Raw genomic sequence first — 21,484 nt, 5'->3', positions numbered from 1 at the left:
GGGCGTCGAGCGCGAGCGTGCCTACTCCCCGGTTGTCTTTAGGACTCGACATGTCGCCAGTCGCCTTGCTGTTCGCCCTCGCCTCCCTGTCCCCTGCCGACACGGCGGCGGCCGTTCCGCCGCAATCCACGCCCGCCCAGACCGCGACCCCCGTGCCGCAGGAAGAGATCGACGCGGACGCCTACGATCTGGGCACGCTGGAGGTCGTCACCACCGCCCGTCGCGGCGCGGCCCTGGGCGATTATGAACCCGAACTGACTCTCGACGAGGAACAGATCAAGGCCTACGGGGCCAGCAGCATCGAAGAGCTGATGACGCTGCTGGAGCCGGTGACGCGCAGCTCGCGCGGCGGCTCGCCGGTCTTCCTGGTCAACGGGCGGCGCATCTCGGGCTTCCGCGAGATTCGCGGCATCCCGCCGGAGGCCATCGAGCGCACCGAAATCCTGCCCGAGGAAACCGCCCTCTCCTACGGCTACAGCGCCGACCAGCGGGTCGTGAACTTCGTGCTGAAGGCCGACTTCCGGTCCGTCACCATGCAGGCCACCGCCCGTCGTCCCGACCAGGGCGGCCGCACCATGACCGACCTGGAAAGCAACGTCCTGCGCATCTCGGGCAAGCAGCGCTGGACGCTGGACCTGGAATACGAGCGCGACACCCCCCTGTTCGAGACCGAGCGCAACATCGTCCGCGACGGGACGCCCTATGATCTGATGGGCAACGTCACGTCGCCCGGCGGCGGCGAGATCGACCCCGCCCTGTCGGCCCTGCTGGGCCAGAGCGTGACGACGGCCTCGGTCGGCGCGGGTGCAGCGGGCGGCGCCGCCCTGTCCGACTTCGGCGTCGGGCCCCGCACTGACGACCTGACCGCCTATCGCACCTTGTCGCCCAAGCGTGAGAACAGCTCCATCTCCGGCTCCCTGGTGCGCGACCTGAACCAGACCATGTCGCTGACGCTCAGCGGCGAGTTGGAGGATACCTCCAGCTTCTCCTACCTGGGCCTGCCAGGCCTCAGCCTGGCCCTGCCCTCGGCCAGCCCCTATTCGCCCTTCGCCAGCGACGTGCTGCTGCACCGCTATGTCGATGCGCCCGGCGCGCTGGGGCGGCAGACCGATACCCTGTCCGGCCAGCTGGGCTTCCTGGTCGACGGCTATCTGGGCGACTGGCGCTGGACGGTGAACGGCGGCTACGACCGCACCGAGACCAAGACCCGCACCGGCCGCGGCCTCAACGACGACGCCCTGCAGGCGGGCGTGACCGCTGGGACCATCGACCCGTTCGGCGACCTGGGCCAGTTGCCGGCCAATCCGTTCGACACCGCGCGCTCCATCTCCAGCAAGTCCAGCATCGAGGGCGTCATCAACGGCACGGCCTGGGAAGGCCCGGCCGGATCGCTGACCTCGACCTTCAAGGTCGGCTTCGACAGCCAGTCGCTGGACTCCGAGAACCTGCGCTTCTCCGAGGCAGAGCAGGCCAGCGTCTTCTCCGAACGCTCCCTGTCGCGCGACCGCACCAGTGCCTCGGGCAACTTCAACCTGCCTATCGCCAACCGCGACCGCGAGGTGCTGGGCGCGCTCGGCGACCTGTCGGCCAATCTGAACCTGGCCTACGAAGATCTGTCCGACTTCGGCGGCCTGTCGGCCTATACGGTCGGGCTGAACTGGTCGCCGTGGGAGCCGGTGAACTTCACCGCCAGCTGGGCCGACGAGCAGAAGGCCCCGTCGATGTCGCAGCTGAACGACCCTACGATCTCGACCCCGAACGTGCCCGTCTACGACTTCGCCACCGGCCAGTCGGTCAACATCGTCCGCATAGAGGGCGGCAACCCCAACCTGTCCGAGGAGACCAAGCGCGTCCTGAAGTTCGGCGTCAACCTGACCCCGCTGAAGGACAAGGATCTGCGCTTCACGGCCAACTACACCCGGACCGAGACGGAAGGCTCCATCGCCTCCTTCCCGACCATCACGCCGGAACTGGAAGCCGCCCTGCCCGAGCGCTTCACGCGCGACCTGGACGGCAACCTGGTGTCGATCGACGCCCGGCCCTTGAACTTCCAGAAGGCTGAGCAGCAGGAAATCCGCTGGGGCCTGAACTTCTCGACCGCCTTCGGCAAGCCGGATCCGGCGGCCATGGCGCGCATGAACGCGCGCAGCGGCGGCGGCCAGCGCGGACCGGGCGGCCCCGGCGGCGGCCCCGGCGCCGGCGGTCCGCCTCCCGGCGGCGGGATGCGAATGCAGGGCGGCGGCGGACGCGGTCGTGGCGGCGGCATGATGCCGGGCCAGGGGCGGTTCAACGTCTCGCTGTATCACACCTATCGGATCCAGGATGAGATCACGATCCGCGACGGCCTGCCGGTGCTCGACCTGCTGGACGGCGCCGCCATCGGCGCGCGCGGCGGTCAGTCCCGCAACGAGATCCAGCTGCAGATGGGCGCCTTCAAGAGCGGCATGGGCGGCTTCCTGAACGCCAACTGGAAGGAAGCCACCCGCATCAACGGCGGCTCCTCGCCGGACGACGACCTGAGCTTCTCCGACCTGACGACGGTGAACCTGAACCTGTTCGCCGACCTGTCGTCGCGCGAGAACTGGGTGTCGCGCTATCCGTGGCTGAAGGGGACCCGCGTCAGCGTCGGCGTCGAGAACATCTTCGACCAGCGGCTGGAGGTCCGCGACGGCCTGGGGAACACGCCGCTGTCGTATCAGCCCGACTACCTCGATCCGTTGGGCCGCACGTTCAGGATCAGCCTGCGCAAGATCCTGTACTGAGCCGACACCCCGGCCGTCATCCTCGGACTTGATCCGAGGATCGAGGGGATCGGCGCGCTCTTCCTGTCCGCCGTCACGCAGACGGATGGCCCGATCCTCGGATCAAGTCCGAGGATGACGAAGAGCCATGATCATGAAAAAGGCCCGGTCGCGAGACCGGGCCTTTGTCTTTTAGTGATCGCCCTTCGGCGTCTCCATCAGTTCGATCAGCACCCCGCCCATCTCCTTGGGATGCAGGAACACCACCGGCGTGCCATGCGCACCGATGCGGGGCTCGCCCGTGCCCAGAATGGTCACGCCCTTGGCGCGCATGTCGGCAATGGCGGCGCGGATATCAGCCACCTCGAAGCAGACATGGTGCTGTCCGCCCTTGGGGTTCTTGGCCAGGAAGCCGGTGATCGGGCTGGTCTCGTCATACGGTTCGATCAGTTCGATCTGGGCCGTCGGCGTGTCGATGAAGCAGACCTTCACCCCCTGCGCGGGCAGGTCGAACGGCTCGCCGATCTTCGTCGCGCCCAGCACGTCGCGATACAGTTTGATCGACTCGGCGATAGAGGGCGTGGCGACGCCGACGTGGTTCAGATTGCCGATCACTTCTTCGTCTCCACAGGCGCCGGCTGGGCATAACCCAGGCGCTGGTTCAGCTTTTCGATCAGGTCTACGGCCGTCTCGGCGATGACCGAACCGGGCGGATAGACAGCGGCCGCACCCATATCGATCAGGGGCTGCACGTCCGACGGCGGAATGACGCCGCCGACCACGATCATGATGTCCTCGCGCCCCAGCTTGGCCAGTTCAGCCTTCAGTTCAGGAACAAGCGTCAGGTGCCCCGCCGCCAGCGACGAGGCCCCGACCGCGTGGACGTTCTTCTCGACCGCATCGCGCGCGGCCTCGGCGGGCGTCTGGAACAGGGAGCCAGCCGTCACGTCGAAGCCGATGTCGCCGTAGCCCGTGGCGACGACCTTCTGGCCCCGGTCATGTCCGTCCTGGCCCAGCTTGGCGATCAGGATGCGCGGCGGACCGCCGTCGTTCTCGACGAAGGCCGCGACCATCGAGCGGGCGCGGGCGATCCTGGGGTCGTTCCCGGCCTCCTTGGCGTAGACGCCCGAGACCGTCTTCACCGTGGCGATGTGGCGGCCGAAGGCGGCCTCCAGCGCGTCAGAGATTTCGCCAACGGTGGCCTTGGCGCGGGCCGCCCGCACGGCCAGCTCCATCAGGTTCTCATCGCCGCGCGCGCCCTCGGTCAAAGCGTCCAGAGCGGCCTCAGTCGCCGCCTCGTCGCGCTCGGCCTTCAGGCGTTGCAGCTTCTCGATCTGGCGGGCGCGCACCTCGGCGTTGTCGACCTTCAGCATCGGAATGTCGTCGACCACGGGGTTCAGATATTTGTTCACGCCCACGACCGTCTGCTGGCCGGTGTCGATGCGGGCCTGGGTCTTGGCCGCGGATTCCTCGATCCGCAGCTTGGGAATGCCCGCCTCGATGGCCTTGGCCATGCCGCCGTAGGCCTCGACCTCCTCCATCAGGGCGCGGGCCTTGGTCGCCAGCTCCTGGGTCAGGCGCTCGACGTAGAAGCTGCCGCCCCACGGGTCGATGACGCGGGTCAGGCCCGTCTCGGCCTGCGCCAGAATCTGCGTGTTGCGCGCGATCCGGGCCGAGAAGTCGGTCGGCAGGGCCAGGGCTTCGTCCAGCGCATTGGTGTGCAGGCTCTGCGTCTGGCCGCCCGCCGCCGCCATGCACTCGACCATGGTGCGCGGCACATTGTTGAACACGTCCTGCGCCGCCAGCGACCAGCCCGAGGTCTGGCAGTGGGTCCGCAGGGACAGGGACTTGGGATTGACGCCGCCTTCGCGCTTCACCGCCTCGGCCCACAGCAGGCGGCCGGCGCGCATCTTGGCCACCTCCATGAAGTAGTTCATGCCGATGGCCCAGAAGAAGCTGAGGCGCGGCGCGAAGCGGTCGATCTCCATGCCCGCCGCCTTGCCCGCGCGCAGGTATTCGATCCCGTCCGACAGGGTGTAGGCCAGCTCGATGTCCGCCGAGGCCCCCGCCTCCTGCATGTGATAGCCGGAGATGGAGATGGAGTTGAACTTGGGCGTTTCCTTCGCCGTCCACTCGAAGATGTCGGCGATGATCCGCATCGAGGGCGCGGGCGGATAGATGTAGGTGTTGCGGACCATGAACTCCTTCAGAATGTCGTTCTGAATGGTCCCGGTCAGCTTGGCGTGGTCGACGCCTTGCTCCTCGCCCGCCACGACGTAGAGGGCCAGGATCGGCAGCACCGCCCCGTTCATGGTCATGGACACCGACATCTGGTCCAGCGGAATGCCGTCGAACAGGGTCCGCATGTCCAGAATGCTGTCGATGGCCACGCCCGCCATGCCGACGTCGCCCTTCACCCGCGGATGGTCGCTGTCATAGCCGCGGTGGGTGGCCAGGTCGAAGGCGACCGACAGGCCCTTCTGACCGGCGGCAAGGTTGCGGCGATAGAAGGCGTTGGATTCCTCGGCGGTCGAGAAGCCCGCATACTGGCGGATGGTCCACGGCGCGCCCGCATACATGGTCGGATACGGCCCGCGCACGAAGGGGGCGAAGCCCGGCAGGCCGTGGATGAAGTCCAGCCCGTCCAGCGCATCCGGCCCATAGGCCGTCTCGACCGTCAGCCCCTCGGGCGTGGTCCACGGCGCGCGGTCAGGCCCGGCGCCGGTCGCGCCCAGATCAAGGGCGACCTTGGAGAAGTCAGGGAAACTCATTGGGCGGCCTCCTCGAAGGCGGCGGCGAAGCGGACAGGCGCCAGCGCCTCGAAAGTCCCGGCGACGGCAGGTGCAGCAGGCGCGGGCGTCACGGGCGCGGGACGCACGTCCGGGTCGACGAATTTGGTGACGCCGATGATCTGGGCGGCGCCGTCCTTGATGGCTTTTTCGGCCATGTCGCGAGCGCGGGCGATGCGAGGCTGGATCACTCCGCCTTCCAGACAGGCGATGACGCCGCCTTCAGCCTCATAGACCTGGAACTCGGCCCAGGCGGCCTCGGCCAGTTCGCGCGTGCGGGCGTCCAGATACCAGGAACCGCTGGCCGGATCGTCCACGCGGCCCAGATTGGATTCCTCCATCAGGATCAGCTGGGTGTTGCGCGCTTGACGCCTGGCGAAGTCGTCCGGCAGGCCCGCCGCGCGGGTGAAGCCGTCCAGCACCACCGCATCGGCCCCGCCCACGGCCCCGGCGAACCCGGCGGAGGTCAGGCGCAGCATGTTCGGCCACGGATCGCGCGCCGACAGCATCCGCCGCGACGAGCGCACCTCGATGATCGCCGGAACCTCGGTGCCGAACGCCTTGGAGACACTGGCCCAGATCAGGCGCAGCGCACGGATCTTGGCCAAGGAGTCGAAATAGGTCTGGTCCACGGCCACGCTCAAGACCACGCCCTTCAGCGCCGCCTCAATCGTCATGCCCGCCTCGACCGCCGCCTTCACATAAGCCACGGCCGACGACGCGGCGAAGGCCAACTCCTGCGCGATGGAGCCGCCCGCCTCATGCGCCACGCGGCCCGAGGCCATGAACAGCGTCGCCTCAGGATAGGTCGCGGCATGGGTCGCAGCCGCCGTGGCCGCCTCGACCATGAGGGCTGCAAAGTCGCCCGGCGCCCCGCCTGCCTCGGCGTAGGCCGAGATCGGATCGAGGTGGAAGGCCAGCTTGGCGCGGGGCGAACCTTTGGCGACCGCCGACAGGGCCTCGGCCGCCTTCACGCCCTCGAACCCGGCGTCCAGCGCCACCGGCGCCAGTTCCAACGCCACCCCGTCCAGCGCGCGCGCCAGCTTCGCAGCGTCCGCCGCGACCGGCCCGGCGATCAGGATCGACGCCGCCCCGTTTTCCAGATCGGTCAGGATGGCGCGGTTCAGGGCGTCCGCGTCCTCGCCCTCGTTCAGCGCCCGCACGTCCCACGCCCGGCCTTCGGAATCCGAGGGCCGGGGCGCGAACACCGGCTCGCCGCCGTTCGCCGCACCATACAGAGGCTTCGTCGCCAGATGGTCCGCATCCAGATGAATGAGGCTCTCCAGCGGACGCTCCTTCAGCGCCTTAATAGCGGCTTCACGCCACTCCAGCGGGGTGGGGTCTGGGAAGGTCATGCCGCCGCTCCTTCTTCCTTCGTCATCCTCCGGCCAGCCGCGCAGCGGCGCAGACCGGGGGACCCAGCGGCGCGCGAAAGCGCGAAGCTGTCACGCACGCCGTGCGCCCCATCGAAACGCGGCGTTGTCGCCTTCGCTTCGCTGCGGCGCCGCTGGGTCCCCCGGTCGTTCCTGCGGAGCGCCGGAGGATGACGAAAGAGGGAAAGCATCACTCGAACTCCACCAGCACGTCGTCGGCGGCGACGGGATCGCCGGCCTTGGCCTTGACCGCCTTCACCTTGCCGTCGCGCTCGGCCTTGAGGATGTTCTGCATCTTCATGGCCTCGATGATAGCGACGGTCTCGCCGGACTTGACCTCCTGGCCCTCGACCACGGGGATGTCGACCACCAGGCCCGGCATGGGCGACAGCACCAGCTTGGAGGTGTCCGCCGCCTGCTTTTCGGGCAGCAGGGCGTAGAGGTGCGCCACGTCGGGACGCAGAACCCGCACCCGCGCCCGCGCCGCGCGGTGGCGAATGTCGAAGCCGTCGGCGGCGCGCTTCACCTCGGCGGTGAAGGCGTCGTCGTCCAGCACCGCCTTGAACAGCGACAGACCCGGACGCCAGTCGATCTCGGACAGGGAGACCTCTTCGCCGTCGATGGCGACGATCAGGTCCTCGGCCTCGTCATAGCCGACCTCGACCTCATGGGCCGCCTTGTCGATCAGGACGGTCCAGTCGGTGCGCTCGCTGGGATCGCCGTCCTGTTCGGCGATGACCTCGTTCATGGCCACGGCCGAGGCGATGAGGATCTTCACCTGGTCAGGCGTGGGGGCCAGGCCGTGGAAGCCCTCGGGGAACTCGTCCTTGATGTAGCTGGTGGCCAGCTCGCCGGACTGGAAGCGTTCCTGATCCATGACCGCGGCCAGGAAGGGCACATTGTGGCCCAGACCCGCCAGATGCGTGTCCTCCAGCGCGCGAGCCATGCCGCGCACGGCGTCGTCGCGCGTCTCACCCCAGGCGCACAGCTTGGCGATCATGGGGTCGTAGAACATGCTGATCTCGTCGCCCTCGCGGACGCCCGAGTCATTGCGGACCGTATAGTCGCCCTGATCGCCTTCCTCGGGCTGCTCATAGCGCACCAGACGGCCGATCGACGGCAGGAAGCCGCGATAGGGGTCCTCGGCGTAGATGCGGCTTTCGATGGCCCAGCCGTTGATCGAGAGGTCGCCCTGCTTGATCGCCAACTGCTCGCCCCAGGCCGAACGGATCATCTGTTCGACCAGATCGACGCCGGTGATCAGCTCCGTCACCGGATGCTCGACCTGCAGACGGGTGTTCATCTCCAGGAAGAAGAACGACTTGTCCTGACCGGCGACGAACTCGACCGTGCCTGCCGAGTCATAGTTCACCGCCTTGGCCAGGGCGACAGCCTGCGCCCCCATGGCGGCGCGGGTGGCCTCGTCCAACAGGGGCGACGGCGCCTCTTCGATGACCTTCTGGTTGCGGCGCTGGATCGAGCATTCGCGCTCGAACAGGTGGATGACGTTGCCATGCTTATCGCCCAGCACCTGAATCTCGATGTGGCGCGGGTCGACGATGAACTTCTCGAGGAAGACGCGGTCGTCGCCGAAGGCGTTCAGCGCCTCAGCCTTCACGGCGGCGAAGCCCTCGGCCATGTCGTCGTCCGAATGGGCGACGCGGATGCCCTTGCCCCCGCCCCCGGCCGAGGCCTTGATCATGACCGGATAGCCGATCTCGCGCGCGATCTTCACCGCCTCGTCCGGCGTTTCGATCAGGCCCATGTGGCCCGGCACGGTCGAGACGCCCGCCTCGGCGGCGAATTTTTTGGACGTGATCTTGTCGCCCATGGCGTCGATCGCCTCGGGGTTCGGCCCGATGAAGGCGATCCCCTCGGCCTTCAACCGCCGCGCAAAGCTGGCGTTTTCCGACAGGAAGCCGAAGCCGGGGTGCACGGCCTGCGCCCCCGTCTGCTTCACGGCGTCCACGATCCTGTCCTGGATCAGATAGGACTGGGCGGCGGGCGACGGGCCGATGTGCACCGTCTCGTCCGCCATCTCGCAGGCCAGCGACCCGGCGTCGGCGTCGGAGTAGACGACCACTGTCTTGATGCCCATGCGACGGCAGGTCTTGATGACGCGAACAGCAATTTCGCCGCGGTTGGCGATCAGAATTTTATCAAACATTTCTGGGCCTTACAGCGGGATGTTGTCGTGCTTCTTCCAGGGATTTTCCTGGGTCTTGTTCTTCAGCGTCTTCAGCGCCTTGATCAGGCGACGGCGGGTGCCGTGGGGCATGATGACGTCGTCGATGTAGCCGAGGCCAGCCGCCACGAAGGGGTTGGCGAAGCGTTCCTTGTATTCGGCCTCGCGCGCCGCCAGAGCCTCGGGGTCGCCGGCCTCCTTGCGGAAGATGATCTCCACCGCGCCCTTGGCGCCCATGACCGCGATCTCGGCGGTGGGCCAGGCGTAGTTGACGTCGCCGCGCAGGTGTTTGGAGCTCATGACGTCATAGGCGCCGCCATAGGCCTTGCGCGTGATGACCGTCAGCTTGGGCACCGTGGCCTCGGCATAGGCGAACAGCAGCTTGGCGCCGTGCTTGATCAGGGCGCCGTACTCCTGCTTGGTCCCCGGCATGAAGCCAGGCACGTCCACAAACGTGACCAGCGGGATATGGAAGGCGTCGCAGAAGCGGACGAAGCGCGCGGCCTTGCGGCTGCTGTCGATGTCCAGCACCCCCGCCAGCGTCTGAGGCTGGTTGCCGACGATGCCGACCGGCTGGCCGTCCAGACGGCCGAAGCCGCAGATGATGTTCTTGGCGAAGTCGGCGCCGATCTCGAAGAAGTCGGCCTCGTCGACCGTCTTCAGGATCAGCTCCTTCATGTCATAGGGCTGGTTCGGATTGGCCGGGACCAGGGTGTCCAGCGAGGCCTCGTCGCGATCCGGCTCGTCATAGGTTTCGCGGACCGGCGGCGTCTCGCGGTTCGACAGCGGCAGGAAGCCGATCAGGCGGCGGACCTCCGACAGGGCCTCCAGATCGTTCTCGAAGGCGCCGTCGGCGACGCCGGACTTGCCCGCATGGACGCGGGCGCCGCCCAGGTCCTCGTGGCTGACCACCTCATTGGTGACCGTCTTCACCACGTCGGGGCCGGTCACATACATGTAGGAGGTGTCCTTCACCATGAAGATGAAGTCGGTGATGGCGGGCGAATAGACGTCGCCGCCCGCGCACGGGCCCATGATGACCGAAATCTGCGGGATGACGCCGCTCGCCAGCGTGTTCTGCAGGAAGATGTCGGCGTAACCGGCGAGGCTCTCCACCCCTTCCTGAATGCGCGCGCCGCCCGCGTCGAACAGGCCGATGATCGGCGCCCCCGCCGTCAGGGCCATCTTCTGGATCTTGACGATCTTGGCCGCGTGGGCGCCCGACAGCGAGCCGCCGAACACCGTAAAGTCCTTGGAGAAGACATAGACTAGACGGCCGTTGATGGTGCCGCGCCCGGTGACGACGCCGTCGCCGGGGATGCGCTGATCCTGCATCCCGAAGTCGTGGCTGCGATGCTCCACGAACATGTCGGTCTCTTCGAAGGAGCCTTCGTCCAGCAGGACGCCGATGCGTTCGCGGGCGGTCAGCTTGCCCTTGGCGTGCTGGCTGGCGATGCGCTTCTCGCCTCCGCCCAGACGGGCGGCGGCGCGACGGCGCTCGAGTTCCTCGAGGATGGCCTGGCTCATGATTGGAGCGACTCCCTGACTTCGTTCAGGAGCCAACAAGCCGCTTCGTTGCAAAAAGGCAATCGCAACTTTGCAAAAGGTGCGTAAGTGCGTAAGCCTGCCAAGGCGCACAGGCGTTTTTGCAAAGTTGCAACGCCGATGACCGATGCAGGGCGATGGCTGAAAAACTCTACCTCGGGACCAAGGTCCGCAAGCTGCGCGAGACGCGCGGCTGGACGCTGGAGCAGTGCGCCGGGCGGCTGGCGCTGTCGCCGTCCTACCTGTCGCAGATCGAGACCAACCAGCGCCCGGCCACGGCCCGCGTGCTGATCGCCCTGACCCGCGCCTTCGACGTGGACGCCAGCCTGTTCGATCTGGACGGCGACGCCCGCCTGATCGCCGACCTGCGCGAGGCGACCACTGACGTCGCGGGCCACGCCGAGGCGCCGACGCCGGGCGAGCTGAAGCAAGCGGCCATGAACGCGCCCCGACTGGCGCGGCAGTTCCTGGCCCTGCACCAGGACTATCGCCGTCTGGACGAGCGGCTGAAGACACTGAACGAGACGCTGGGCCGCGACGAACACGCCGCCGACGCCGCTCCCGCCCTGCCCTATGAGGCGGTGCGCGACTTCTTCCACTATCGCGACAACTACATCGACGCCCTGGACCGGGCGGCGGAGGATCTGGCCGCGCGGCTGAATCTCGGCGACGGCGTCCATCCGGAGCGCGAGCTGGAGGCTGCTCTGAACGACCTGTGCGGCGTGCGCGTCGCCACGGGTCAGGGTCGCGGCGCCATGCGGCGTTTCGATCCGGGCGCGCGCATCCTCTATGTCGACGCCAGCCTGCCGGGCGCCACCCGCGCCTTCCAGATGGCGCACCAGCTGGTTCGCTTACGGTTCGAGGATCTGATCGAGCACGAACTGGACCGCGCCGCCTTCGACCTTCCCGCCGCGCGCGACGTTTGCCGGGTCGGTCTGGCCAACTATGCAGCTGGGGCGCTGCTGCTGCCCTATCGCGCCTTTCTCGAAGCGGCGCGGGAGTTGCGGCACGACGTGGACCGCCTGCGCAACCGCTTCCACGTCAGCTTCGAGCAGGCCTGCCACCGGCTGAGCACCTTGCAGAGGCCCGGCTGGCGCGGCGTGCCCTTCTACTTCGCGCGAGTGGACATGGCGGGCAACATCACCAAGCGGCACAGCGCGACGCGCTTCCAGTTCGCCCGCTTCGGCGGCGCCTGCCCGCTGTGGAACGTGCATGAGGCGTTCAGCGCACCGGACCGCATCCTGGTCAATCTGTCGGAAATGCCGGACGGCGCCCGCTACGTCTGCCTCGCCAAGAGCGTGTCCAAGCCAGGCGGGTCGTTCCTGGAGCCGGATCGGCGCTATGCGCTGGGTCTGGGATGCGAGATCGAGCACGCGGCCCAGTTGGTCTATGCGGACGGGCTGGACCTGAACGGCCCGCCGACGCGCATGGGGGTGAACTGCCGCATCTGCGAACGGACGGACTGCACCCAGCGGGCCTTTCCGCCGATCGACCGCACGCTGGCCGTGCCGGAGAATGAGCGAGGGGTGATCCCCTATACGCTCACCTGAATCCTTCTCCCGATGGGAGAAGGTGGCCCGAAGGGCCGGATGAGGGTTCCCGGCCGAAGTCGGCGTAAGCCGTCGCAAAACGGCTGACTGCGGAACCCTCACCCTTTCGCCTAAACCAATCGCTTCGCTCTTGGAGGCTCAAGCCCTCTCCCATCAGGAGAGGGTTTAGGCTTAGCTCATGGTCGGGATGATGAAGCTGGAGTCTTCATGCTCCAGCGCGCTGTCGGGCCAGCGGGCGGTGACGGTCTTGGTCTTGGTCCAGAACTTCACGCCTTCCATGCCGTACTGGTTGGTGTCGCCGAAGCCCGAACGCTTCCAGCCGCCGAAGGAGTGGTAGGCCACCGGCACCGGGATCGGCACGTTGATGCCGACCATGCCGACGTTGACGCGGGCGGCGAAGTCGCGGGCCGCGCGGCCGTTCTGGGTGAAGATGGCGACGCCGTTGCCGTACTGATGCTTGCTCGGCAGGCTCAGCGCCTCCTCAAAGTTGGCGGCGCGGACGATCTGCAGCACCGGGCCGAAGATCTCTTCCTGATAGGAAGACATGTCCGTGGTCACATGGTCGAACAGCGACGGGCCGATGAAGTAGCCCTTTTCGTGCCCCTGCAGGCTGAAGTCGCGACCGTCGACGACCAGTTCGGCGCCTTCCTCGACGCCCTTGCCGATCCAGCCGGCGACGCGGTCGCGGTGCTGGGCCGAGACAACCGGGCCGTAGTGGGCCTGATCATCGGTCGAGACGCCGACGCGCAGGGTCGGGATTTCGGCGACCAGACGCTCGCGCAGTTCATCGGCGGTCTTCTTGCCGACCGGCACCACGACCGGCAGGGCCATGCAGCGTTCGCCCGCCGAACCGTAGGCCGCGCCCGACAGGTCCTTGATCACCTGATCCAGGTCGGCGTCGGGCATGACGATGCCGTGGTTCTTGGCGCCGCCCATGGCCTGGACGCGTTTCCCGTGCTGGGCGCCGGTCTGATAGACGTAGTGGGCGATGTCCGACGAGCCGACGAAGCTGACAGCGTGGATGTCGGGGTGGGTCAGGATGGCGTCGACCGCCGTCTTGTCGCCGTGGACGACGTTCAGCACGCCCTTGGGCGCGCCCGCCTCCATCATCAGTTCGCCCAGACGCACCGGCACGGACGGGTCGCGCTCGGACGGCTTCAGGATGAAGGTGTTGCCGACCGCGATGGCGACGCCGAACATCCACATCGGGATCATGGCCGGGAAGTTGAACGGGGTGATGCCCGCCACCACGCCCAGGGCCTGGCGCATGGAGTAGACGTCGATGCCCGGACCGGCGCCGAGCGTATACTCGCCCTTCAGCGCGTGCGGGATGCCGCAGGCGAACTCGATCACTTCCAGACCGCGCTGGATGTCGCCCTTGGAGTCGGCGATGACCTTGCCGTGCTCGCTGGACAGCATTTCGGCCAGTTCGTTCATGTTCGCCTCGACCAGGCGCTTGAACTCGAACATGACGCGGGCGCGGCGCTGCGGGTTGGTCGAGGACCAGCCTTCGAATGCGGCCTGCGCCGACTGGACCGCGCGATCCAGCTCCGACGGCGTCGCCAGCTGGACGCGGGCCTGAACCTCGCCGGTGTTGGGGTTGAAGACGTCGCCGAAGCGGCCCGACGCCCCCTCGAAAGCCGCACCGTCGATGAAGTGGCGAATATCGCGCATTGAACGTCTCTCCCGATGATTATGGTTCTTCGTGAGCCTGCCCTAGCAGAGCGGGCCGGTCAGGCCCATTGCAATCTTGCAGGTGATGATGTGCATATCTGCATATGTTCGACTGGGATGATCTGAGGGTGTTTCTGGCGGCCGCGCGCGCCGGGTCGCTGGCCACGGCGGCGCAGCGGCTGGGCGTGGACGCAGCCACGGTCGGGCGGCGCGTGGCGCGACTGGAGACGGCGCTGAAGTCGACCCTGCTGGTGCGCTCGGCCGCCGGGCTGCACCTGACGGCCACCGGCGCCCAACTGCTGGAGCGGGCGCTGGACGCCGAAAGCGCGATGGAGGCCGCCGGACGCGTCACCCAGCCCGACCTGATCGCGGGCGCCGTGCGGATCAGCGCCTCGGAAGGCTTCGGCGGCGCCGTGCTGGCCCCCGCCCTGCCCGGCCTGCTGGCGGCGCATCCGGGGCTGAACGTCGAACTGGCGGCCAGTTCCGGCTTCCTGTCACCCAGTCGCCGCGAGGTGGACATGGCCATCACCCTCAGCCCCGCCGACAGTCCGCGCCTGATCGTCGAGCCGCTGACGACCTATCAGCTGGCGCTCTACGCCGCGCCCGAACATCTGGAACGCCACGGCGCGCCGGCCAGCATCGACGACCTGAGCCGCTTCGACATGGTCGGCTATGTCGACGATCTGATCTATGCGCCCGAACTGCACTATCTGGATGAACTGCGGCCCAACCTGCGGCCGCGTCTGGCCTCCTCGTCGATCCGCGCCCAGAGGGACATGGTGGCGGCGGGCGGCGGGATCGGCGTCCTGCCCTGTTTCCTGGCCGAAGGGCTGACGCGAGTTCTGCCCGAGCAGGTCCTGATCGAGCGGCGCTTCTGGCTCAGCACCCACCGCGAGGTCCACGGCACGGCGCGACTGAAGACCGTGCGGCGCTGGATCAAGACCCTGTGCCGGGATCAGGCCCGCCGCCTCGCACCCCTGCCGACATCCACGCCGAGACGCGCCGAGGGGTGACCATATTTTACATTTTACATTGCTCTAAAGCCAAGCATCCGGGGCTATGACTCCAGCGTTCTCCCCGGAGCTGCGTAAAAGTATGAAGATCGCAATATTAGACGACGACCCCGTCCAGTTGGAGTTCGTCTCCGAGGTGGTTCAAGACGCCGGATATCGCGCCACTCTGTTTTCGCGCGGTCAGGCGCTGATCTCCGCCCTGCGCAAGGACACCTTCGACATGCTGATCGTCGACTGGAACCTGCCGGACCGTTCGGGTCTGGAGGTGCTGGCCTGGGCGCGGACCAACCTGAAGCCCGCCCCGCCCATGCTGCTGGTCACCAGCCGCGCCGAGGATGAAGACGTGGTCGCCGGTCTGGACGCCGGGGCTGACGACTACCTGCCCAAGCCCCTGTCGAAGCCGGTTCTGGCGGCGCGCATCAACGCCCTGATCCGCCGCGCCTATTCCCAGCCGACGACGCCGGGCGTCGAAACCTATGACGGCGTCACCTTCCACGAGTCCGCCGGCGCGGTGACCCGCGACGGCCAATCGGTGGCCCTGACGGCCAAGGAATACGCCCTGGCCCTGCTGCTGTTCCGCAACCTGCACCGGGCGCTGTCGCGGACCTATATTCTGGAGACGGTGTGGGGCAATGAGCCGGACCTGAACAGCCGTTCGCTGGACATGCACATCTCGCGCATCCGCAACAAGCTGGAGTTGCGGCCCGAGCGAGGCTTCCGCCTGACCCCCATTTACAGCTACGGATACCGCCTTGAGCGCGTCACGGGGGCAGAACCCGGCCAGGACGCCTGAATGAAGACGCAGGTGGCGAAATGAAGACGGATTGGGCGGCGGCCCTGGCGATCGCAGCGATGCTGGCCGCAGGAAGCGCCGTCGCACAGACTTCGGCCGCCCCGCCCGCTGCCCGGACGGCCGCCTCCGTCGAGACCCTCGACTATGTCGTCCAGCGCGGCGACACCCTGATCGACCTGGCGACCGCCTACATGCACCGGCCGCTCGACTATCGCCGAGTTCAGCGCGAGAACCGGGTCGCCAATCCGCGTCGCCTCGCCATCGGCCGCACCCTGGCCCTGCCCGTCGATCTGCTGCGCGCCGATCCGGATGAGGCGCGCATCGCCGGCTTTCGCGGCGCGGCGACCCTGAACCAGGACGGCCGATCCGCCGTCCCCGCCGCCGGCCAGGCCGTGCGTGAGGGCGCCGTCCTCAGCACCGGCGCCAACGCCTTCGTTCGCCTGGCCCTGTCCGACGGCAGCCATGTGGTCGTGCCCTCCAACAGCCGCGTGCGCGTCAGCCGCCTGCGCCGCTACGCCATCAACGGCGCCGTCGATCACGCCCTGACGGTCGAGGCGGGCCGCGCCGAGTCGCGCGTCACGCCCCGGCGTCGTCCGGGCGGCTTCGCCATCCGCACGCCCGTTTCGGTCTCGGCCGTGCGCGGCACCGACTTCCGCGTCTCCTTCGACGACGACGCCGACCGCTCGACCACCGAGGTGCTGGAAGGCGCCGTAACCATCGCATCGGGCGACGCCGAAGCCCTGGCCGGCGTCGATCAGGGCGTCAGCGCCGCCGATGGAAGCGTGCGCCTGCTGCCCCTTCTGCCCGCGCCCGCCCTGGTCCGCCCTGACGCGCCGCAGACCCAGGCCCAGGTCGCCTTCGACATTCAGCCCCTGCCCGGCGCCGAACGGTATCGCGGCCGCGTCGCCCAGGACGCCGGCATGATCGAGGCCTTCGCCGAAGTCGACAGCGCGCCCGGCGGCCCCCTGGTCTTCGGCGAGATGGAAGAAGGCGCCTTCTTCCTGCGTCTGACCGCCCTGTCGCCCGAGGGGCTGGAGGGCAAGGCCACGACCTACAGCTTCATCCGCGCCCGCAACGGCGTCGGCGGTCTGGCCTCGGCCATGGATCAACGCGACCGCCGCCGCTTCTACCGCTTCCGCTGGGAGGCCGAGGGCGTCGGCGAGGCGACCTTCCGTTTCCAGCTGTGGCGCGAGGCCGAGGACGGCGCCCGCGACGGCGCCCTGCTGGTCGACCAGCCCGGCCTGACCGACGAGGCCTTCACCCTCAGCGACCTGCCGCCGGGCGTCTACAGCTGGCGGGTGCAGGGCGCGCGCCATCGCTTCGGCCGTCTGCTGGAAGCCTGGTCCGAACCGCAACAACTGCGTATCGGACGATAGCGCCGTGGCCGCTGGGCCCAAAGGCGGCTGGAAGCGTTGGCTCGGCGCCCGCCTGACCGGTCGGCGCGCCCTTGTCGAATGGGGCCTGGTGGCGGTTCTGTCCGCCCTGCTGGTCGGCTGGATGGCGCTGACGCCCGTCGCCGACGGCGCCGACAACCTGGTCTACGACGCCCTGATGCGCGCCGAGGCCGGGCCAGCGGACGCAGACATCGTCATCATCGCCATCGACGACCGCAGCCTGGAAGCCCTGGGCCAATGGCCCTGGCCGCGCGACCTGCACGCCCGCCTGATCGACCGTCTGACCCAGGCGCAAGCCGGGCCTGTCGCCTACGACGTCCTGTTCACCGAAGCCTCCCCGCAGGACGGCGCCCTGGCCGCCGCCCTGGCGCGCAACGGCAAGGTCCGCCTGCCGGTGGTTCTGGACGCCCCCGGCCTGAACGGCGCCGCCTTTCGCGAGGACGCCCCTGCGCCGATCCTGATCGAGGCGGCGGCGAGCCTGGGTCACGTCAATCTGACGGTCGACGACGACGGCGTCGTGCGTCGCCTGCCCCTCTATCTTCAGGCGGGCGACCGGACCTGGCCCCACCTGATCCTGCCCCTGGCCGCCGCCAAGGGCGCCGCGCCCGCCCCGCCCGCGCCGCACGATGGCGGCGACCTGTTCGCCGCCTCGCCCGAGGCCCTAGTCTATCGCGGCCCGCCCGGCGCCTTCCGCACCCTGTCCTTCGCCGACGTGCTCAGCGGCGAGACGCCCGCCGCCTTCCTGAAGGACAAGCTAGTGCTGGTCGGGGCGACGGCGCCGGGCCTGGGCGACCGTTACGCCACCCCGGCCACGCCCCACGGCGAACTGCGTCCCGGCGTCGAGGTGCAGGCCGCCCTCCTCCAGACCCTGATCGAGGGCGGAGGTCCGCGCAGCCTGTCGCCTGGCTGGGTTCTGACCCTGTCCCTGTTGCCGCTCGGCCTGCTGGTCGCCGGCTTCCTGGTGCTGCGCCCGGCTGCCAACATGGCCCTGGGCGCCGGGCTGATCGTTCTGACGCTGATCGCCGTCGCCGTCGCCTTTCTGGCGGGCGGCCTGTGGTTCCCGCCTTCGGCCGCCGTGGCCGGGCTGGCCCTAGCCTATCCCTTGTGGAGCTGGCGCCGCCTGGCCGCAGCCTCGGCCTATATGCAGAGCGAGGTCGAAGCCTTCGAACGCGACGGCGTGCGCCTGACCGGCCGCGCCCAGGGCGGCGATGTCGTCGCCCGTCAGGTGGACGCCCTGCGCGCCGCCGTGCGTCAGGTGCGCGATCTGGAGCGCTTCATCTCCGACACCCTGCGAAGCCTGCCCGACGCCACCGTGGTCGCCGACCCTCACGCCCGCATCATCCTGTCCAACGACCGGGCCGAAGCCCTGTTCGGCGCGCGTCTGAAGGACGACGCCGACCTGCCCCTGCTGTTCCAGTCCCTGGGCGAACCGGCCTGGCGCCGCTTTCTCGATCCCGAGGGCGATCCCGGCGACATCACCACGCCCGACAGCCGCATCCTGAAGGCCGCCGCCGCCCTGCTGACCGACGCCGAAGGCCAACCGGTCGGCCACATCGTGCGCTTCGCCGACATGACCCGCTTCCGCGCCGCCGAGCGCCAGCGCGCCGAGGCCCTGCAACTGCTCAGTCACGACATGCGCGCGCCCCAGGTGTCGATCCTGACCCTGCTGGACGGACCCGCCCCGCGCCTGGACCCCGCAGTCGAGCGCCGCATCGCCGACTACGCCCGCCAAACCCTGGACTTGGCCGAGGGTTATGTTCAGTTGGCCCGCGCCGAGAGCCAGCCCTATCGCTCGGAGTTGCTGGACCTGGGCCAGGTCGCCATGGACGCCGCCGACATCCTGTGGCCCCAGGCGTCGAAGAAGGGCGTCCGCATCCTGACGCCTGACGGTGAAGACGAGTTCCTGGTGCAGGGCGACCCCGCCTTGCTTCGCCGCCTGACGACCAACCTGCTGGATAACGCCCTGAAATACGGCCCCGAGGGCGGCGTTATCCAGGTCAGCCTGACCGGCGCCCAGGAGGACGGCCGTCCGGTCTGCGTCCTCAGCGTCAGCGATCAGGGGCCGGGCCTGTCTGAAGAGGCCGCGCGTCGCCTGTTCCAGGCATTCGGACACGGCGGCGCCGATCATCGCGGCGCGGGTCTGGGTCTCGCCTTCGTCCGCACCGTCGCCGAACGCCACGGCGGAACCATCCGCCACCAGCCCGGATCGCCCGGCGCGACCTTCATCCTGACCCTGCCCAGGGTCACCGAGGACGCTGAACCCACAGACCGCTCAGGCTAGTTCGCGCCCAACGTCTCCACGGCCGCTTCGGCCAGCAGGCTCGGCGCGTTTTCGGCCTGGCGCCGCCCCAGGACCGCGACCGCCGAGGCGCGATAGACCCCCGCTTCATCGCCCGGTCCGGTCAGGATCACGGTCAGGCTGTGCATCTGGCGGCTCTGGCTCCACCACTGAGGCAGGCGCGGCGCATCGGTCCATTCGCCTCGACGCGCGTCGTCATCGGTGAAGACGCCGGTCTTCTGGGGCCGCACCGCATAGGCCGTCTCGACCCGCCAGGCGGCCTTGTCATCCACCTCTCGCCAACCACGCGCAGCCAGCGCCTGACGCACCGCTTCAGTCGCCGCACGGTCGGCCTCGGTCGGCTCTTCGGTCTCCAGCAGGCGATAGACGGTCACGTTCGCGGGTACGGCGGCAGACACCTGCGTCTCGACAAGCGGCGCAGAGGCGCAGCCCGCCAGGACGGCCGCGCTGACCAGGAGAAGAGCCAGACGAGAGATCATGGTGCGATACCTGCCCCGGCGCGCCCTTCAAGTCCACAACGGACGACTCCGGCAGAGCCGAAAAGCGCAGAGATCTAGCCGCCGGACGTCAACGCCCCCGTCACGCCCAACGTCCCATCCGGGCTCTCGACAACGCCCAGTTCCTCGATACGCGCCCCGCCCTGCTCCAGCGCCGCCAGCCAGCCGAAGGCCTGCGCCGTCGTCACGCGATCCAGCCGGAAGCCCAGCCGCCCGCCCTCGGACATGCCCAGCGTCGGCTGCACCCCCGCCGCCGTCGCGGTGGAGGCGATCAGCGCCTGAAGATCGACCGCCTCGGTCGGTCGCGCGCCCCGCTGGGACACAGCGGTCTGGATCTGCACCAGTTGCCGCTCGGCGGCGACGCGGGCGCGCGCCTGATCCGCCTGCCAGCCGTCCAGCGGCCGCACCACGCCCAGCCAGCCGACGACGCCCAGCACCAGCGCGCCCATGACCGCCAGCATCCGCCGCTCGCGCAGCGACCGCCCGTCCCACCAGGCGGCGACGGAAGAGAACGGGGCCGTCATCGCGCGCCTCCGATGGTGAACGTGCTGACCATGCGCCCGCCTTCCTCGGCCGAGGCTTCGTCAACCACCGCCAGCCCGGCCTCCGACAGATCGACGCGCACGGCGTCCAGATTGTTGAACGTCGGATGGCCCAGTGTGACGCGCAGTCCCTCGCCGCCCAGAATCGCGTCATCCAGTTCGGCGCCCGGTACGCGCTCGACGGCGGCGAAGACGGCGGCCAGGGCGCGCGCCGCCCCCCCCGGCGGCGGCCCGGCGCCGAGGCGGCGCAGGGCCTCCGGCGCTGGATCGTCCGCCGTCGCCAGTTCAGGGTAGAGCTTCACCGCTCCGCCCTTGGCGTCCGCTCCAGCGTGCTCAGCCGCCGCCCGGTCGCGCAGCCCCTCCGCCGCCATCAGCACCAAAGGCGAGATCAACAGGGCCGCCGCCAGACCGGCCGCCAGCCGCCAACCCCTGGCCGCCTGTCCCCGCTCACGTCGGTCGTGGACCTGCAGCAGGTCGACCGGCGCCGCCATCGCGCCTGTGGCCAGAGCCGGGTCCAGCGCCTCGCCCTCCAGCCAGTCCAGAGCGCGTCCAGCCGCGATCGTCTCGACCAGATCGGCCTGAACCGTCACGGCCAAGTCCGAACCGCGCAGGACCACGTCGGCGCCGACACGTGCGGCGGTCAGCGTCTCCGCCTCCAGCGGCGCGGGCAGACACAGATTGTCCGGCACGACCGCTTCAGGCCGGATGTCGAAGGTCTCCATCCAGCGCAGCCAGGCCTGCAACAGCTTGGTCGACACCGCCGCCGTCAAGCGCGGGCCGCCATCGACCGGCGCCGCGCCCAGGGCCATGTCCAGCCCGTCCACCTCGCCCGCCGCCTGATCACGCAACGCCCAGCGCGCGGCGGCTCTCGCCTGGGCCATATTGCCCGGCGGCAGGTCCAGCCAGCGCGTCATGACGTCCGCGCCCGGCGCCACGGCGATGGTGCGCATCGGCGGCGGCGGCTCGGCCTGATGCGGGTCCAACTCGCCGCGCCCGACGACGCGGCCTTCGCGATCGACCAGCAGGAAACGCGCGGGCAAGGTTGCGTGGGTCGGGATGAACAGGATGCGGGCGTGGCTCATTCTTCCA

15 protein-coding genes are annotated in these 21,484 nt (G+C 68.9%); 6 read left to right on the top strand and 9 right to left on the bottom strand.

Features of this window, described 5'->3' with window-relative positions; genetic code table 11:
* Positions 1-50: 50 nt before the first annotated feature.
* Positions 51-2,762 carry a TonB-dependent receptor gene (locus V8J38_RS06330; protein WP_338578348.1) on the top strand — a complete coding sequence of 904 codons (2,712 nt, stop codon included), beginning with the start codon at positions 51-53 and terminating at the stop codon, positions 2,760-2,762.
* Between the two features lie 171 nt (positions 2,763-2,933).
* Here V8J38_RS06330 and mce read toward each other — a convergent pair whose 3' ends face one another.
* The 5 genes from mce to V8J38_RS06305 form a co-directional block, all read right to left on the bottom strand.
* A complete protein-coding gene (gene mce, locus V8J38_RS06325; protein ID WP_338578347.1) occupies positions 2,934-3,356 on the bottom strand; it encodes a methylmalonyl-CoA epimerase in 423 nt (140 codons plus the stop codon).
* Positions 3,353-5,512, bottom strand: a complete 2,160-nt coding sequence (gene scpA, locus V8J38_RS06320; protein ID WP_338578346.1) for a methylmalonyl-CoA mutase — start codon at positions 5,510-5,512, stop codon at positions 3,353-3,355. Before scpA ends, mce begins: the two co-directional genes overlap by 4 nt.
* A complete protein-coding gene (locus V8J38_RS06315) occupies positions 5,509-6,885 on the bottom strand; it encodes a methylmalonyl-CoA mutase family protein (RefSeq protein ID WP_291776320.1) in 1,377 nt (458 codons plus the stop codon). The genes scpA and V8J38_RS06315 overlap by 4 nt, the downstream gene beginning before the upstream one ends.
* A 208-nt stretch (positions 6,886-7,093) precedes the next feature.
* Positions 7,094-9,070: an acetyl/propionyl/methylcrotonyl-CoA carboxylase subunit alpha gene (locus V8J38_RS06310; protein WP_338578345.1), complete on the bottom strand. Its 1,977-nt coding sequence runs from the start codon at positions 9,068-9,070 to the stop codon at positions 7,094-7,096.
* A gap of 9 nt (positions 9,071-9,079) precedes the next feature.
* On the bottom strand, positions 9,080-10,615 hold the full coding sequence (locus V8J38_RS06305) for an acyl-CoA carboxylase subunit beta (protein WP_291776325.1): 1,536 nt from the start codon (positions 10,613-10,615) through the stop codon (positions 9,080-9,082).
* Between the two features lie 155 nt (positions 10,616-10,770).
* Here V8J38_RS06305 and V8J38_RS06300 point away from each other — a divergent pair, with 155 nt between their 5' ends.
* A complete protein-coding gene (locus V8J38_RS06300; RefSeq protein ID WP_338578344.1) occupies positions 10,771-12,183 on the top strand; it encodes a short-chain fatty acyl-CoA regulator family protein in 1,413 nt (470 codons plus the stop codon).
* A 171-nt stretch (positions 12,184-12,354) separates the two neighbouring features.
* Here V8J38_RS06300 and V8J38_RS06295 read toward each other — a convergent pair whose 3' ends face one another.
* Positions 12,355-13,857: a CoA-acylating methylmalonate-semialdehyde dehydrogenase gene (locus V8J38_RS06295; protein ID WP_338578343.1), complete on the bottom strand. Its 1,503-nt coding sequence runs from the start codon at positions 13,855-13,857 to the stop codon at positions 12,355-12,357.
* Between the two features lie 104 nt (positions 13,858-13,961).
* On the opposite strand from V8J38_RS06295, the gene V8J38_RS06290 reads away from it, so the two are divergent.
* The 4 genes from V8J38_RS06290 (at position 13,962) to V8J38_RS06275 (ending at position 19,338) form a co-directional block, all read left to right on the top strand.
* The gene (locus tag V8J38_RS06290; protein WP_338578342.1) at positions 13,962-14,870 is read left to right on the top strand and encodes a LysR family transcriptional regulator; all 909 of its coding nucleotides are present in this window, start codon (positions 13,962-13,964) and stop codon (positions 14,868-14,870) included.
* An 82-nt stretch (positions 14,871-14,952) separates the two neighbouring features.
* Positions 14,953-15,663 carry a response regulator transcription factor gene (locus V8J38_RS06285; RefSeq protein WP_338578341.1) on the top strand — a complete coding sequence of 237 codons (711 nt, stop codon included), beginning with the start codon at positions 14,953-14,955 and terminating at the stop codon, positions 15,661-15,663.
* Between the two features lie 20 nt (positions 15,664-15,683).
* Positions 15,684-17,039, top strand: coding sequence for a FecR domain-containing protein (locus V8J38_RS06280; RefSeq protein ID WP_338578339.1), 1,356 nt, complete (start codon positions 15,684-15,686; stop codon positions 17,037-17,039).
* 4 nt (positions 17,040-17,043) lie between these two features.
* The gene (locus tag V8J38_RS06275; RefSeq protein WP_338578338.1) at positions 17,044-19,338 is read left to right on the top strand and encodes a CHASE2 domain-containing protein; all 2,295 of its coding nucleotides are present in this window, start codon (positions 17,044-17,046) and stop codon (positions 19,336-19,338) included.
* Here V8J38_RS06275 and V8J38_RS06270 read toward each other — a convergent pair.
* The 3 genes from V8J38_RS06270 to gspL all read right to left on the bottom strand — a co-directional run bounded on the left by V8J38_RS06270 (position 19,335) and on the right by gspL (position 21,477).
* Positions 19,335-19,835, bottom strand: a complete 501-nt coding sequence (locus tag V8J38_RS06270; protein WP_338578337.1) for a hypothetical protein — start codon at positions 19,833-19,835, stop codon at positions 19,335-19,337. The genes V8J38_RS06275 and V8J38_RS06270 overlap by 4 nt on opposite strands.
* Before the next feature lie 74 nt (positions 19,836-19,909).
* Entirely contained in the window at positions 19,910-20,377 is a 468-nt protein-coding gene (gene gspM, locus V8J38_RS06265; RefSeq protein ID WP_338578336.1) for a type II secretion system protein GspM, read from the bottom strand.
* Positions 20,374-21,477 carry a type II secretion system protein GspL gene (gene gspL, locus V8J38_RS06260; protein ID WP_338578335.1) on the bottom strand — a complete coding sequence of 368 codons (1,104 nt, stop codon included), beginning with the start codon at positions 21,475-21,477 and terminating at the stop codon, positions 20,374-20,376. The genes gspM and gspL overlap by 4 nt, the downstream gene beginning before the upstream one ends.
* Positions 21,478-21,484: the final 7 nt, after the last annotated feature.

Source organism: Brevundimonas olei, from assembly GCF_037055245.1.
GTDB classification, from domain to species: domain Bacteria; phylum Pseudomonadota; class Alphaproteobacteria; order Caulobacterales; family Caulobacteraceae; genus Brevundimonas; species Brevundimonas olei.
Note: the sequence above shows the minus strand (reverse complement) of the source record. Positions and strands in the feature narration are given on the sequence as shown.